Origin of the sequence: Mycobacterium sp. UM_Kg1, assembly GCF_000972925.1 — a bacterium.
GTDB classification, from domain to species: Bacteria; Actinomycetota; Actinomycetes; order Mycobacteriales; family Mycobacteriaceae; genus Mycobacterium; species Mycobacterium hiberniae.
This window is the reverse complement of record NZ_JRMK01000005.1, coordinates 53,334-67,951: the sequence shown is the minus strand read 5'-3', so window position 1 is coordinate 67,951 and position 14,618 is coordinate 53,334. Positions and strand designations below refer to the sequence as shown.

Sequence of the window (14,618 nt, the reverse complement as noted above, 5' to 3'; positions counted from 1 at the left end):
GCTGCTCGACGACACCGTCGGCCGGATTCAGGACGCCGTGGACGCCAGGGAGCGGATCAGCCGTGCCGCGCGTGCCGACGCGCGCGCGACCGCCGCTCACATCGTGCACGAATCCCGCGCCGTGATCGCCGATCTGCTCGAAGCCTCCGGGGCCAGCGCCCAGTTCGTCACCAACCCGATGCAGCGCGCCAAACGCGACGTCGACGTCATCTGCGGACACGTGGTGTTCGACTATGACGTGGCGCGTGAGCTGGCCGGCGCGCTCGAGGCGGGCGTGAAGATATCGCCGATCGCGATGATCTGACGATGAAGACGTTGTGGGTGCAGGCGAGCCCGAAGGGGGAACATTCGCTGTCCTCGGCGCTGGCCGAGGCCTTCTTGCAGGCCGCACCCGGCGCCGCGGTCGGCGAGGTCGAGCGGTTCTCGGTCTGGAGCGATGAGATGCTGGTGTTCGGGCGGGAGGCCGCGTTCGCCAAGTTCGCCCCCCTCTACGGCGAACGTCGGACGCCGGAGCAGCAGCAGATCTGGTCGGACGTGCTGGCCGAGATCGACCGCGTCCGCCGGTTCGACCGGCTGGTGATCTCCTCACCGATGTGGAATTGGCATGTGCCGCACGCCCTCAAGGCGTGGATCGACATCATCGTGCAACCCATGGCGAGCTTCACGCTCAACGAGCGCGGCGAGCACGTGGGGACGCTGGGCGCCGGCAAACCGGTGCAACTCATCTTGACCCGCTCCAGCGCCTACGACGGCAACCGTGCCGACCTGCAGGACTTTCAGCGGCCCTACCTCGAGTACGTGTTCACCATGCTCGGCTACACCGTCGAGACACTGGTGGTGGAGCCGACCACGCGGTGGACCGCCGAGGAGCGCGCCCAGATGCGCGAAGCCGCCCTCGACTCGGCCCGGCGTGCGGGCGCACGGCTGGCCGGCGGCGCCGCCTGAGGCAGCGTCACAGACCCAGCGCCGCGTAGGTCCTGCGGACGAACTTCGGCTGGGCGACCCGCAGTTTGGCGACCGACGTATTGCCGGCGATGGCGGCCGCCGCCTCCGGCGACAGCGTCGGGGAGTTCTGGACCAGGTAGATCAGGATCAGGTCGGCGGACGGATCGGCCTGCCACCAGGTTCCGTAGGCGCCCGGCCAGCCGAACGCCCCCGCCCCGCCGGGTCCGAACAGCGGCTGCGATTTCGCCGGGTCGGAGACCACCGACAGGTTCAGCCCGAACCCGCGTCCGACCCAGAACGGCGCCCCCAGGAACGAGTGTCGCTTCTGCTCGGCGGTGAGCCGGTCGGTGCGCATCGCCTGCGCCGATTTCGCCGACAGCACCCGAGTGCCCTCGTACACGCCGTCGGCCAACAACATCCGGGCGAACGCCAGGTAGTCGTCGGCGGTGGACATCAGACCGCCGCCGGCATTGGGAAACGCCGGCATGCGGATGGGCATCGGCCCCATCGCGTCGTCGCGCAGCACATCGCCGTCCAGGCTGTACATGGTGGCACCGCGTCCGCGCGCCTGCGGAGTCACGCAGAAACCGGTGTCGGTCATACCCAGCGGTCCCAGAATCCGCTCCTCGAGCACCTGCGGCAGCGGCTTGCCCTCGACCCGCGACAGCAGCACGCCCAGCACGTCGGTGCCGTGACCGTAGGTCACCCGCTCACCGGGCTGATCCACCAGGGGCAGCGCGGCCAGATCCGCCAGCCAGGCCTCGGGGCCGCGACCGAAGGGCAACCGCTGGTACTCCCGGGCGATCGGGCCGGGCACCGAGAACCCGTAGCCGATGCCGCAGCGGTGCGTCATCAGATCTTCGACGGTGAGCGCTCGGCGCGCCGCGGTGGTCGCCTCGAGCGAACCGGCAGGGTCGTTCAGCACCCGGGGCGCGGAAAACTCCGGCAGCCAGTGGGCGATGGGGTCGGCGAGCGCGAGCCGGCCCTCGTCCACCAGGGTCATCACCGCGGCGACGGTGACCGGCTTGGTCATGGAGGCGATCCGGAAGATGGTGTCGCGGGTCATCGGCAGTCCGGCCCGGACGTCGCGATACCCGATCTCGTTGACCTGTAGCACTGAGCCGCGTTGCCAGACCAGTGTCACCACACCGGCGAGTAAGCCGGTGTCGCACGCTTCGCGCAGGGATGCCTGGTTGGGATCGAGATTCACCCGGACAGGTTAGCGGCGGAGCCGGCCGCTGCGCAGTCCCCGCAGTCGTGGCACGCACCTCGGTACATGTGCGGAGGGCCGGAGTGCGCTTTGTGTCACCAGCCGTGACGCTCCCGGTCGATGTCCTGCTGGCGACGCTGCCAGGTGTCCTCGGTGCTCTGGGAGCCTCCGCCGGTATCGCACGTCGGAGCCTCGCCCCGTAGGACGTGCCATCGGGAGTCCGCGTCGACGTTGCCGTTGGCGTGTTGGGCAACGTGCTGCCTGCCTCGGTGCACGCAAGGCACGGCCTCGGCGTGCGGGACCGGCATCAGCGCCAGCCCCCCGGCCGTCAGCACCAGGGCGGCGACTGCTCTCACCATCTGACGGTCCTCTTGGGTCTCGGTGTAGTCCAGGCTCAGGCCGTGGTCTGCGATGAACCTAAGCACGGTTTCGACGGTCGTGCTCTCCCTCGGCCGTGTGTGGTTACCTTCACACCGGACAGGCTGTTACCCTCGAAACCCGAGATTGCGGAGACGTAGTCTCGACAAAGCCCCTTTAATGATCCGTCCTGTGAGGCGGAGAAGGAGGTCCTGCGGTTCCGCATGGGCGCTGCCGGTAATTCCAGCACCGACCGGGAATTGATGTCCCCGGCGGATGTGGGTCGCACCATTTCTCGTATCGCACATCAGATCATCGAGAAGACCGCTCTCGACGACCCCGACAGGCCCGATGCCCCGCGGGTGGTGCTGTTGGGCATACCCACCCGAGGCGTGATCCTGGCCCAACGGCTGGCCGGGAAGATCAGCGAGTTCTGCGGGGTGGATGTCGGCTACGGCGCGCTGGACATCACGTTGTACCGCGACGATTTGATGCGGCAGCCCCCGCGGGCACTGGAGCCCACCTCGATCCCGGCGGGCGGCATCGACGATGCCTGCGTGATCCTGGTCGATGACGTGCTGTTCGCCGGCCGCTCGGTGCGGGCCGCGCTGGACGCGCTGCGCGACGTGGGGCGGCCGCGCCTGGTGCAGCTGGCGGTGCTGGTGGACCGGGGCCACCGCGAACTGCCGGTGCGCGCCGACTACGTCGGCAAGAACGTGCCGACCGCGCGCGGCGAAAGCGTGCATGTGCTGCTGGCCGAACACGACGGCCGCGATCAGGTGGTGATCAGTCGATGAGTACCCGGCACCTGCTGGCCGCTGCCGACCTGAGCCGCGACGAGGCCACCGCCATCCTCGACGACGCGGACCGCTTCGCCGAGGCGCTTGTCGGCCGCGAGGTCAAGAAGCTGCCCACCCTGCGCGGGCGCACCGTGATCACCATGTTCTACGAGAACTCCACCCGGACCCGGGTCTCCTTCGAGGTGGCCGGCAAGTGGATGAGCGCCGACGTGATCAACGTCTCTGCGTCGGGATCCTCGGTCAACAAGGGGGAGTCGCTGCGCGACACCGCGTTGACGTTGCGGGCCGCCGGTGCCGACGCGCTGATCATCCGCCACCCGTCCTCGGGTGCGGCGCACCTGCTCTCGGAGTGGACCGCCGGCGCCCCGGGCGCCGGTGCGACCGGCCCGGCGGTGATCAACGCCGGTGACGGCACCCACGAGCATCCCACCCAGGCGTTGCTGGACGCGCTGACCCTGCGGCAGCGCCTCGGCGGAATCGAGGGACGTCGCATCGTCATCGTCGGTGACATCGTGCACAGCCGGGTGGCCCGTTCCAACGTGCGCCTACTGTCCACCCTGGGCGCCGAGGTGGTGTTGGTGGCGCCGCCCACGCTGCTGCCGGTGGGGGTGGCCGACTGGCCGGTGACGGTCAGTCACGACCTGGACGCCGAGCTGCCCGCCGCCGACGCGGTACTGATGCTGCGGGTGCAGGCCGAGCGGATGACCGGCGGATTCTTCCCCTCGGCGCGGGAGTATTCGGTGCGCTACGGATTGAGCGAGAAGCGCCGCGCGCTGCTGGGCGACCACGCCGCGGTCCTGCACCCCGGCCCGATGCTGCGCGGCATGGAGATCTCCTCCTCGGTGGCGGACTCTTCGCAATCGGCGGTGCTGCAACAGGTGTCCAACGGGGTACACGTGCGGATGGCGGTGTTGTTCCACCTGTTGGTGGGTAACGAGACGGTGGGGCCCGCAGTGCAGGCCGGCTCGGCAGGGGAGGGGGCGCCGTGAGCGTGCTGATCCGCGGCGTGCGGTGTTACGGCGAAGGCGACCAGGTGGACGTCTTGGTGCAGGGCGGCCAGATCGCCGCGATCGGTCCGGACCTGTCGGCGCCGGACGGCTGCGAGGTCATCGACGCGCCGGGTCAGGTGTTGCTGCCCGGTTTCGTCGACTTGCACACCCACCTGCGCGAACCGGGCCGCGAGTACGCCGAAGACATCGAAACCGGCTCGGCGGCAGCGGCTCTGGGCGGCTACACCGCCGTGTTCGCGATGGCCAACACCGATCCCGTCGCCGATTCGCCGGTGGTCACCGACCACGTCTGGCAACGGGGCCAACAGATCGGCCTGGTCGACGTGCATCCCGTGGGTGCGGTGACCGTCGGTCTCGGCGGCACACAACTGACCGAGATGGGCATGATGGCGGCCGGCGTCGCCGGAGTGCGGATGTTCTCCGACGACGGTGTCTGCGTAGCCGACCCGTTGGTGATGCGCCGCGCGCTGGAGTACGCGACCGGCCTGGGGGTGCTGATCGCCCAGCACGCCGAGGAGCCCCGGCTGACCGTCGGCTCGGTGGCCCACGAGGGACCCAACGCCGCACGGCTGGGGCTGGCCGGCTGGCCGCGTGTCGCCGAGGAGTCGATCGTGGCCCGGGACGCCTTGCTGGCCCGCGACGCCGGTGCCCGACTGCACATCTGCCACGCCTCCACGGCCGGCACAGTGGAACTGCTCAAATGGGCAAAGGGACAGGGCATCTCGGTGACCGCCGAGGTCACCCCGCACCATCTGATGCTCGACGACAGCCGGCTGGCCGACTACGACGGCCGCAACCGGGTCAACCCGCCGCTGCGGGAGGCCTCGGATGCTCTCGCCCTGCGGCAGGCGCTGGCCGACGGGACCATCGACTGCGTGGCCACCGACCACGCACCGCACGCCGAACACGAGAAGAACTGTGAGTTCGCGGTGGCCCGGCCCGGCATGCTGGGCCTGCAGACCGCGCTGTCAGTCGTGGTGGCCACGATGGTGCAGACCGGCCTGATGACCTGGCGCGGCGTCGCCCGGGTGATGAGCGAGCGGCCTGCGCAGATCGTCGGTCTGCCCGATCAGGGCCGTCCCCTGGAAGTGGGCGAGCCGGCCAACCTCACGGTGGTCGATCCCGACAGCACCTGGGTGGTCGCCGGCGCAGAGCTGGCCAGTCGCTCGGCCAACACTCCTTACGAGGAGATGGCCCTGCCCGCGACCGTCACCGCCACCCTGCTGCGGGGCCGGATCACCGCCCGGGACGGGAAGAGCCCGGCATGAACACCCCCACGTTGATCGGTTCGCTGGTCTTCGCTTTTGTGCTGGTGGTCCTGATCGGCGTGGTGATCCGGCTGATGATGCGCGGCTGGCGTCACCGCGGCCAGCTGCAGGACGCCTTGATCGGCTCGCTGCCGTCGGTGCCCGACACGGTGGGTTCGCCCACCGTGGCCGCCACCCGCGGGCAGTACCTGGGCTGCACCCTGGCCCCCAAATGGAACGACCGGGTGGTGGCCGGCGACCTCGGCTACCGCACCAAGGCGGTGCTGACCCGCTACCCCGAGGGGATCATGGTGCAGCGCAGCGGCGCCCGGCCCATCTGGATCCCCCAGGACACGGTGATCGCGGTGCGGACCGAGCGCGGCATCGCCGGGCGCACCATACCGGCGTTGCCCCACCGGCCTGACGACGGCGTGCTGGCGATCCGCTGGCGGCTGCCGTCGGGTACCGAGATCGACACCGGATTCCGCGCGGACGACCGCGCCGAACACCGCCGCTGGACAGAAGAAGACGAGTGATGCGTGCGCCGCTGAGATGGGGGCACCCCCGGCTGGGAGCCGGCGACGGGGACGTAGTGATGAACAGGAGTGGCGCAATTGGCTAACGCGCGAGCGGTGCTGGTTCTCGAGGACGGACGGACCTTCACCGGCATACCGTTCGGGGCCGTCGGACAGACCCTGGGCGAGGCGGTGTTCTCCACCGGGATGTCGGGGTACCAGGAGACGCTGACCGACCCCAGCTACCACCGGCAGATCGTGGTGGCCACCGCCCCGCAGATCGGCAACACCGGCTGGAACCACGAGGACGGCGAGAGCCGCGACGACAAGATCTGGGTGGCGGGCTACGTGGTGCGCGATCCGTCGCCGCGGGCCTCGAACTGGCGGGCCACCGGCACGCTGGAAGACGAGCTGGTGCGCCAGGGCATCGTCGGTATCGCCGGGGTGGACACCCGTACCGTGGTGCGCCACCTGCGCAATTTCGGGTCCATGAAGGCCGGGGTGTTCTCCGGCGACGCGCTGGCATCGCCGGATGAACTGGTGAACCGGGTTCGCGAGCAGCCCCCGATGCTGGGCTCCGATCTGGCCGCGCAGGTCAGCACGGACGCGCCCTATGTGGTGCAACCCGACGGCGACTGCCGGTTCACCATCGCCGCGATCGATCTGGGCATCAAGACCAATACGCCGCGCAACTTCTCCCGACGGGGAATCCGCACCCATGTGCTTCCCTCATCGGTGGACTTCGCGCAGATCGCCGAGCTGCGGCCCGACGGCGTCTTTCTGTCCAACGGGCCGGGGGACCCGGCCACCGCGCAGGCAGCGGTGGCGTTGACCCGCGAGGTGCTCGGAGCCGGAATTCCGCTCTTCGGAATCTGTTTCGGCAACCAGATCCTGGGCCGCGCGCTGGGGCTGAACACCTACAAGATGACGTTCGGGCATCGCGGCATCAATATCCCGGTGATGGACCACGCCACCGGCCGGGTGGCGGTGACCGCGCAGAATCACGGCTTCGCCCTGGAGGGCGAGGCCGGCCAGCGCTTCGACACCGACTTCGGGCCGGCGGTGGTCAGCCACACCTGCGCCAACGACGGCGTGGTGGAGGGCGTCAAGCTCGTCGACGGGCGGGCCTTCTCGGTGCAGTACCACCCCGAGGCCGCCGCCGGACCGCATGACGCGGAGTACCTGTTCGACCAGTTCGTCGACCTGATGGCAGGGGAGAAGTAATGCCGCGCCGTACCGATCTGCAGCACGTTCTGGTGATCGGCTCCGGGCCGATCGTGATCGGCCAGGCCTGCGAGTTCGACTACTCCGGGACCCAGGCCTGCCGGGTGCTCAAGGCCGAGGGCCTGCAGGTGAGCCTGGTCAACTCCAACCCGGCCACCATCATGACCGACCCCGAGTACGCCGATAACACCTACGTCGAGCCCATCACCTGGGAGTTCGTCGAGAAGGTGCTGGCCCAGCAGGCCGAGCGCGGCAACAAGGTCGATGCGCTGCTGGCCACGCTGGGCGGGCAGACCGCCCTGAACACCGCGGTGGCTCTGCACGAGCACGGGGTGCTGGAGCGCTACGGCGTCGAGTTGATCGGCGCCGACTTCGAGGCGATCCAGCGCGGTGAGGACCGCCAGCAGTTCAAGGACATCGTCGCCAAGGTCGGCGGCGAGTCGGCCCGCTCCCGGGTCTGTTACACCATGGCCGAGGTCGAGGAGACCGTCGCCGAGCTCGGGCTTCCCGTGGTCGTCCGGCCCTCCTTCACGATGGGCGGTCTGGGATCGGGCCTGGCGGCCAGCCTCGACGAGGTGGCCCGGATGGCCGGCGACGGCCTGGCCGCCTCGCCGACGGCCAACGTCCTGATCGAGGAGTCCATCTACGGGTGGAAGGAGTTCGAGCTCGAGCTGATGCGCGACGGCAACGACAACGTCGTCGTGGTCTGCTCGATCGAGAACGTCGACCCGATGGGCGTGCACACCGGAGACTCGGTGACCGTCGCGCCGGCGATGACCCTGACCGACCGGGAATACCAGCGCATGCGCGATCTGGGCATCGCCATCCTGCGCGAAGTCGGCGTGGACACCGGCGGCTGCAACATCCAGTTCGCGGTCAACCCCCAAGACGGCCGGCTCATCGTGATCGAGATGAACCCTCGGGTGTCGAGGTCGAGCGCGCTGGCCTCGAAGGCCACCGGTTTCCCGATCGCCAAGATCGCCGCCAAGCTGGCGATCGGCTACACCCTCGACGAGATCGTCAACGACATCACCAAGGAGACCCCGGCCTGTTTCGAGCCGGCCCTGGACTATGTCGTGGTCAAGGCGCCGCGGTTTGCGTTCGAAAAGTTCCCGGGCGCCGATCCGCGGCTGACCACCACCATGAAATCGGTCGGCGAGGCGATGTCGCTGGGACGCAACTTCATCGAGTCGCTGGGCAAGGTGATGCGGTCGCTGGAGTCCGACCGTGCCGGATTCTGGACCAAACCCGACCCCGACGAGGACTCAGCCGACGCAGCGCTGGCGCGCCTGCGGGTCCCCACCGAGGGCCGGCTCTACGACATCGAGTTGGCGCTGCGCCTGGGCGCGTCGGTGGAACAGGTCGCCGAGGCCTCCGGGGTGGACCCGTGGTTCGTCGAACAGATCAACGGGCTGGTCGCGCTGCGGGCCGAGGTCATCAACACCCCGGTGCTCGACGCCGACCTGCTGCGCCGCTGTAAATACAGCGGTCTGTCGGATCATCAGATCGCGGTGTTGCGCCCGGAACTGGCCGGCGAGGACGGGGTGCGGCTGCTGCGGTCCCGACTGGGCATCCACCCGGTGTTCAAGACGGTCGACACCTGCGCCGCGGAGTTCGATTCCAAGACGCCGTATCACTACAGCACTTTCGAGCTCGATCCGGCCGCCGAGACCGAGGTGGCACCGCAGAACCAACGGCCCAAGGTGCTGATCCTGGGGTCCGGTCCCAACCGGATCGGTCAGGGAATCGAGTTCGACTACAGCTGCGTGCACGCCGCGATCACCTTGAGCCAGGCCGGGTTCGAGACCGTGATGATCAACTGCAATCCCGAGACGGTGTCCACCGACTACGACACCGCCGACCGGCTGTACTTCGAGCCGCTGACCTTCGAGGACGTACTCGAGGTCTACTACGCCGAGCAGCTGTCCGGCCAGGGCGGTCCCGGGGTGGTCGGCGTGATCGTGCAGCTGGGCGGGCAGACCCCGCTGCGGCTGGCCCAGCGGCTGGCCGACGCCGGGGTTCCCATCGTGGGAACCAGTCCGGAGGCCATCGATCTGGCCGAGGACCGTGGAGCCTTCGGCGACGTGCTGACGTCGGCCGGTCTGCCGGCGCCGCGGTATGGCACCGCGACCACCTTCGAGCAGGCCCGCAGGATTGCCGCCGACATCGGCTATCCGGTCCTGGTGCGCCCCTCCTATGTGCTCGGTGGGCGGGGCATGGAGATCGTCTACGACGAGGAGACCCTGCGCGGCTACATCACCCGCGCCACCCAGTTGTCCCCGGAGCACCCGGTGCTGGTCGATCGCTTCTTGGAAGACGCCATCGAGATCGACGTCGACGCGCTGTGCGACGGTACCGAGGTCTACATCGGCGGCATCATGGAGCACATCGAGGAGGCCGGCATCCACTCCGGCGACTCGGCCTGCGCGTTGCCGCCGGTGACGCTGGGGCGCAGCGACATCGAGAAGGTGCGGCGCGCCACCGAAGCCATTGCGCACGGTGTCGGCGTGGTGGGGCTGCTCAACGTGCAGTTCGCGCTCAAAGACGATGTGCTTTATGTCTTGGAGGCCAACCCGCGGGCCAGTCGCACGGTCCCGTTCGTGTCCAAGGCGACCGCGGTGCCGCTGGCCAAGGCCTGCGCACGAGTGATGCTGGGCGCCACCATCGCCGGGCTGCGGGCCGAAGGTCTGCTGCCGGCGACCGGGGACGGGGCCACCGTCGGCCCGGACGCCCCGATCGCGGTCAAAGAGGCCGTGCTGCCCTTCCACCGATTCCGCCGCGCGGACGGCTCGGGCATCGACTCGCTGCTCGGTCCGGAGATGAAATCCACCGGCGAGGTGATGGGTATCGACCGCGACTTCGGCACCGCGTTCGCCAAGAGTCAGACCGCCGCCTACGGTTCGTTGCCGGCCCAGGGCACGGTTTTCGTCTCGGTGGCCAACCACGACAAGCGGTCCCTAGTCTTTCCGGTCAAGCGTCTCGCCGACTTGGGTTTTCGGGTCCTGGCTACCGAGGGGACCGCGGAAATGCTGCGCCGCAACGGCATTCCCTGTGATGTGGTGCGCAAGAACTTCGAGGAGCCCAGCCCGTCGCGTCCGGCCCTGTCTGCTGTGGACGCCATCCGGGCCGGTGAGGTGGACCTGGTGATCAACACCCCGTACGGAAATTCCGGCCCGCGGGTGGACGGCTATGAGATCCGCGCGGCGGCGGTCAGCGTGAACATCCCGTGCATCACCACCGTGCAGGGTGCGGCCGCGGCGGTGCAGGGCATCGAGGCCGGCATCCGGGGTGATATCGGGGTGCGTTCCCTGCAGGAACTGCACAGCACGCTCGGCGGGCACTAGTGGCGGCGGGGTTCGGCGCCCGGCTGGCCGCGGCGACGGCGCAACGCGGACCGCTGTGTCTGGGCATCGACCCGCACCCCGAACTGCTGGCCGCGTGGGGCCTGCCCGCCTCGCCGGAGGGCCTGGAGGCGTTCAGCCAGACCTGCGTGAGCGCCTTCGCCGGGTTTGCCGTCGTCAAGCCGCAGGTGGCGTTCTTCGAGGCGTACGGCTCGGCCGGGTTCGCCGTGCTGGAGCGCACCATCGCGGCGCTGCGCGAGGCCGGGGTGCTGGTGCTGGCCGATGCCAAGCGCGGCGACATCGGTACCACGATGGCCGCCTACGCGGCCGCGTGGGCGGGGGAGTCGCCGTTGGCCGCCGATGCGGTGACCGCCTCGCCGTACCTGGGCTTCGGATCGCTGCAGCCGCTGCTGGAGACCGCCGCCGACCACGGTCGCGGGGTCTTCGTGCTGGCGGCCACCTCCAATCCGGAGGGGGCCGGTGTGCAGCGCGCCCAGGGCGCCGACGGGCGCACCGTGGCGCAGGCGATCGTGGACGCGGCCGCGCAGGCGAACAGGGCGCAGGGTGCTGCCGCCCTGGGCTCGATCGGGGTCGTGGTGGGCGCCACGCTGCGCGAGGTGCCCGATCTGAGTGCCCTGGGCGGGCCGGTGCTGGTTCCGGGCGTCGGGGCCCAGGGCGGCCGTCCTGAGGCGCTTGCGGGGCTGGGAGGGGCCGCCCCGGGCACCCTGCTGCCGGCGGTGTCGCGCGAGGTGCTGCGCGCCGGGCCCGACGTCGGGCAGCTGCGCGCCGCGGCCGAGCGGCTGCGCGAAGCCGTGGCGTACCTGGCGGCCGGCTGACGCGACCGCAGGGCGACCGGGCCGGGCGGGCCCTGGTTCGGTGACGCCCGTGCCCCGCTGGGCAACTACGGGGCGTAGTTGGCCCTGCTGCGACACGCGCGACACGCCGTGCGGCACCAATTCGATGGCACCCGGTTTCGGCAGGTCCGCCCGGCGCCGTGCGCCGGTGTGTGCAGCGCCGCGCGACGGTCTCCCGCAGCCTCTGGGAAACCCCAGCTAGAAGCCGTTTTTGTGGTCCGGTTTGGGTGCGTGTCAGCAGTCGGCGGCCGGCCGGTGGGGTCGCTGCCGAGGACGGCACGAGGGTCGGGTTCAGCCGCCATACGCTGCGCATTTGTAGCCGTAATCGGGGGGTGGGGTTAGATTTCGTCAGACGGCGTGGGTACGGTCGTCGTCTCTGGCCGGAGTACCTGGCCGGGACAAGGAAAACATCGACGGTGTCGATGATGACGAGACGGAGGAATCGTGGCCCTTCCCCAGTTGACCGACGAGCAGCGCGCCGCTGCGTTGGAGAAGGCGGCGGCCGCACGTCGGGCCCGAGCGGAGCTCAAGGACCGGCTCAAGCGTGGCGGCACCAACCTCAAGCAGGTGCTCAAGGACGCCGAGACCGACGAGGTCCTGGGCAAGATGAAGGTGTCTGCGCTGCTGGAGGCGTTGCCGAAGGTCGGTAAGGTCAAGGCGCAGGAGATCATGACCGAGCTGGAAATCGCCCCCACCCGCCGGCTGCGCGGCCTGGGCGACCGGCAGCGCAAGGCGCTGCTGGAGAAGTTCGACTTCTCCTGACCCGGCAGTGAATACCGGTGGAGGACCGGGCAGCACGCGCGCGGGACGCGTAGTGGTGCTGTCCGGTCCATCCGCGGTCGGTAAGTCGAGCGTGGTCCGGTGCCTGCGCGAGCGGGTACCGGACCTGTTTTTCAGCGTGTCGGCCACCACCCGGGCACCCAGGCCCGGCGAGGTGGACGGCGTCGACTACCGATTTGTCACGCCGGCGCAGTTCGACCGGCTTATCGAGGAAAACGCGCTGCTGGAATGGGCGGACATCCACGGCGGCCTGCAGCGGTCGGGTACGCCCGCCGCCCCCGTCGCCGAGGCCACCCGCTGTGGCCGGCCCGTGCTGATCGAGGTCGACCTGGCCGGGGCCCGGGCCATCAAGAAGGCCCTGCCGGAGGCTGTGACGGTGTTTCTGGCCCCGCCGGACTGGCAGACGCTGGAGGCCCGGCTGGTGGGCCGCGGCACCGAGTCCGCCGACGTCATGCAACGCCGGCTGGCCACCGCACGCACCGAGTTGGCGGCGCAGGGCGACTTCGACACGGTGGTTGTCAACAGTCGATTGGAAACCGCCTGCTCAGAATTGGTATCCTTGCTGGTGGATTCCGCCCCGGGCGCGGTTTGATCTACCCGGACGACACCCAGCAGGCGTGACCCGCCCTTCGCCAACGAGCTTCAGGAGATTTTCTTACGTGAGTACTTCGCAGACCGACTCGGCCGTGGCGACCGACGCCGAGACGTTCGACCCGGCGTTGATCGGCGGTTACGACACGCCGCTCGGCATCACCAACCCGCCCATCGACGAGTTGCTCCAGCGTGCGTCGAGCAAGTACGCCCTGGTGATCTACGCCGCCAAGCGGGCGCGGCAGATCAACGACTACTACAACCAGCTCGGCGAGGGCATCCTCGAGTACGTCGGGCCGCTGGTCGAGCCCGGCCTGCAGGAGAAGCCGCTGTCGATCGCGCTGCGCGAGATCCACAGCGACCTGCTCGAATACACCGAAGGCGAGTAGTCCGAGCCGGGCAGGGCGGGTCGTGCCGATGGGCCAGAAGCGGGTCGTCGTCGGTGTCTCCGGGGGCATCGCCGCCTACAAGGCGTGCACCGTGGTCCGGCAGCTGACCGAGGCGGGCCATTCCGTACGGGTGGTACCGACGCAGGCCGCGCTGCGGTTCGTCGGGGCGGCCACCTTCGAGGCGCTGTCCGGCCAGCCGGTCCACACCGGAGTCTTCGAAGACGTCCCCGGCGTCCCCCATGTCGCGATCGGCCAGCAGGCCGACCTGGTGGTGGTGGCGCCCGCCACCGCGGACCTGCTGGCCCGCGCTGTCGCCGGCCGCGCCGACGACCTGCTGACCGCCACCCTGCTCACCGCCCGTTGCCCGGTGCTGTTCGCCCCGGCCATGCACACCGAGATGTGGCAGCATCCGGCCACCGCCAGCAACGTGTCGACGCTGCGGCAGCGCGGCGCGGTCGTCCTTGAGCCCGCCTCGGGCCGGTTGACCGGCGCCGATACCGGACCGGGCCGGCTGCCCGAGGCCGAGGAGATCACCACGCTGGCCTCGTTGCTGCTGGAGCGGGCCGACGCGCTGCCCTACGACCTGGCCGGCCAGAAGGTGCTCGTGACCGCCGGCGGCACCCGTGAGCCCATCGACCCGGTGCGGTTTATCGGCAACCGCAGCTCGGGCAAGCAGGGCTACGCCGTGGCCCGGGTGGCGGCCCAGCGCGGCGCGGAGGTCACCCTGATCGCCGCGCACACCGCCGGGCTGGTCGATCCGGCCGGCGTTCATGTCGTACATGTCAGCTCCGCCCAGCAGTTGCAGGACGCGGTGGCCAAGCACGCCCCTGAGGCGCACGTGCTGGTGATGGCGGCGGCCGTGGCCGACTTCCGGCCGGCCCATATGGCCCAGGCCAAGATCAAGAAGGGGCCCGACAGCGCCGGAGAGCCGACCATCGAGCTGGTCCGCAACGACGATGTGCTGGCCGGCGCCGTCCGGGCGCGCGCCGAGGGCCAGTTGCCCCACATGCGGGCCATTGTCGGGTTCGCCGCCGAGACCGGCGACGAGAACGGCGACGTGCTGTTCCACGCCCGCGCGAAGCTGCACCGCAAGGGCTGCGACCTGCTGGTGGTGAACGCGGTCGGGGACGGCCGCGCCTTCGAGGTAGACCACAACGACGGGTGGCTGCTGGCCGCCGACGGCGCCGAGTCCGCCCTGGAGCCGGGGTCCAAGACCTTGATGGCCAGCCGTATCGTGGACGCCGTCGTGGCGTTCCTCGGCGGCCATCGCGAGTGACGTCCGGGGCGGCGGCGTCGCCCGGCCCAGTGCGCAACCATTGATCACCCCGCCCTCGGTGGGATAACTTTCGATTCGT

General features: G+C 69.9%; 15 protein-coding genes. 13 read left to right on the top strand and 2 right to left on the bottom strand.

The genetic code is table 11. From position 1 onward, the window contains the following. The coding region (locus LI92_RS01790) for an acyl-CoA dehydrogenase (protein WP_046315250.1) at positions 1 to 304 on the top strand (304 nt) is incomplete at its 5' end. Positions 305 to 306: 2 nt separating this feature from the next. Next, the gene (locus tag LI92_RS01785; protein WP_046315247.1) at positions 307 to 945 is read left to right on the top strand and encodes an FMN-dependent NADH-azoreductase; all 639 of its coding nucleotides are present in this window, start codon (positions 307 to 309) and stop codon (positions 943 to 945) included. A gap of 7 nt (positions 946 to 952) precedes the next feature. Here LI92_RS01785 and LI92_RS01780 read toward each other — a convergent pair whose 3' ends face one another. Together LI92_RS01780 and LI92_RS01775 are read right to left on the bottom strand one after the other, a co-directional pair. After that, positions 953 to 2,155: a serine hydrolase domain-containing protein gene (locus LI92_RS01780; RefSeq protein WP_046315245.1), complete on the bottom strand. Its 1,203-nt coding sequence runs from the start codon at positions 2,153 to 2,155 to the stop codon at positions 953 to 955. Between the two features lie 95 nt (positions 2,156 to 2,250). Next, on the bottom strand, positions 2,251 to 2,580 hold the full coding sequence (locus tag LI92_RS01775) for a DUF7199 family protein (protein WP_052740675.1): 330 nt from the start codon (positions 2,578 to 2,580) through the stop codon (positions 2,251 to 2,253). A 156-nt stretch (positions 2,581 to 2,736) separates the two neighbouring features. Between LI92_RS01775 and pyrR the strand changes: the two genes are divergently transcribed. From pyrR to coaBC, 11 genes are all read left to right on the top strand, one after another. Further along, on the top strand, positions 2,737 to 3,309 hold the full coding sequence (pyrR, locus tag LI92_RS01770; RefSeq protein WP_046315244.1) for a bifunctional pyr operon transcriptional regulator/uracil phosphoribosyltransferase PyrR: 573 nt from the start codon (positions 2,737 to 2,739) through the stop codon (positions 3,307 to 3,309). Next, positions 3,306 to 4,301: an aspartate carbamoyltransferase catalytic subunit gene (locus LI92_RS01765; protein ID WP_046315242.1), complete on the top strand. Its 996-nt coding sequence runs from the start codon at positions 3,306 to 3,308 to the stop codon at positions 4,299 to 4,301. The genes pyrR and LI92_RS01765 overlap by 4 nt, the downstream gene beginning before the upstream one ends. Continuing rightward, positions 4,298 to 5,590 carry a dihydroorotase gene (locus LI92_RS01760; RefSeq protein ID WP_046315239.1) on the top strand — a complete coding sequence of 431 codons (1,293 nt, stop codon included), beginning with the start codon at positions 4,298 to 4,300 and terminating at the stop codon, positions 5,588 to 5,590. Before LI92_RS01765 ends, LI92_RS01760 begins: the two co-directional genes overlap by 4 nt. Beyond that, positions 5,587 to 6,105, top strand: a complete 519-nt coding sequence (locus tag LI92_RS01755) for a PH-like domain-containing protein (RefSeq protein ID WP_046315238.1) — start codon at positions 5,587 to 5,589, stop codon at positions 6,103 to 6,105. Before LI92_RS01760 ends, LI92_RS01755 begins: the two co-directional genes overlap by 4 nt. A 78-nt stretch (positions 6,106 to 6,183) precedes the next feature. Further along, positions 6,184 to 7,308 carry a glutamine-hydrolyzing carbamoyl-phosphate synthase small subunit gene (gene carA, locus LI92_RS01750; protein ID WP_082109495.1) on the top strand — a complete coding sequence of 375 codons (1,125 nt, stop codon included), beginning with the start codon at positions 6,184 to 6,186 and terminating at the stop codon, positions 7,306 to 7,308. Continuing rightward, the gene (gene carB, locus LI92_RS01745; protein WP_046315236.1) at positions 7,308 to 10,652 is read left to right on the top strand and encodes a carbamoyl-phosphate synthase large subunit; all 3,345 of its coding nucleotides are present in this window, start codon (positions 7,308 to 7,310) and stop codon (positions 10,650 to 10,652) included. Before carA ends, carB begins: the two co-directional genes overlap by 1 nt. Next, positions 10,652 to 11,485 (top strand): orotidine-5'-phosphate decarboxylase, encoded by an 834-nt coding sequence (pyrF, locus tag LI92_RS01740; protein WP_046315234.1) that lies wholly within the window; start codon positions 10,652 to 10,654, stop codon positions 11,483 to 11,485. The genes carB and pyrF overlap by 1 nt, the downstream gene beginning before the upstream one ends. Positions 11,486 to 11,947: 462 nt before the next feature. Beyond that, complete coding sequence (gene mihF, locus LI92_RS01735; protein ID WP_003932123.1) at positions 11,948 to 12,265, top strand: integration host factor, actinobacterial type; 318 nt, start codon at positions 11,948 to 11,950, stop codon at positions 12,263 to 12,265. 7 nt (positions 12,266 to 12,272) lie between these two features. After that, positions 12,273 to 12,875, top strand: coding sequence for a guanylate kinase (gene gmk / locus LI92_RS01730; protein ID WP_046315231.1), 603 nt, complete (start codon positions 12,273 to 12,275; stop codon positions 12,873 to 12,875). Between the two features lie 67 nt (positions 12,876 to 12,942). Further along, positions 12,943 to 13,263 carry a DNA-directed RNA polymerase subunit omega gene (rpoZ, locus tag LI92_RS01725; protein WP_046315229.1) on the top strand — a complete coding sequence of 107 codons (321 nt, stop codon included), beginning with the start codon at positions 12,943 to 12,945 and terminating at the stop codon, positions 13,261 to 13,263. A 28-nt stretch (positions 13,264 to 13,291) separates the two neighbouring features. After that, positions 13,292 to 14,539: a bifunctional phosphopantothenoylcysteine decarboxylase/phosphopantothenate--cysteine ligase CoaBC gene (gene coaBC, locus LI92_RS01720; RefSeq protein WP_046315270.1), complete on the top strand. Its 1,248-nt coding sequence runs from the start codon at positions 13,292 to 13,294 to the stop codon at positions 14,537 to 14,539. Positions 14,540 to 14,618: the final 79 nt, after the last annotated feature.

Coding starts and splice junctions, on each gene's coding strand:
- LI92_RS01755 (WP_046315238.1), top strand. CDS start 5,587: ATGAACACCCCCACGTTGATCGGTTCGCTGGTCTTCGCTTTTGTGCTG.
- pyrR (WP_046315244.1), top strand. CDS start 2,737: ATGGGCGCTGCCGGTAATTCCAGCACCGACCGGGAATTGATGTCCCCG.
- coaBC (WP_046315270.1), top strand. CDS start 13,292: ATGGGCCAGAAGCGGGTCGTCGTCGGTGTCTCCGGGGGCATCGCCGCC.
- carB (WP_046315236.1), top strand. CDS start 7,308: ATGCCGCGCCGTACCGATCTGCAGCACGTTCTGGTGATCGGCTCCGGG.
- LI92_RS01785 (WP_046315247.1), top strand. CDS start 307: ATGAAGACGTTGTGGGTGCAGGCGAGCCCGAAGGGGGAACATTCGCTG.
- LI92_RS01765 (WP_046315242.1), top strand. CDS start 3,306: ATGAGTACCCGGCACCTGCTGGCCGCTGCCGACCTGAGCCGCGACGAG.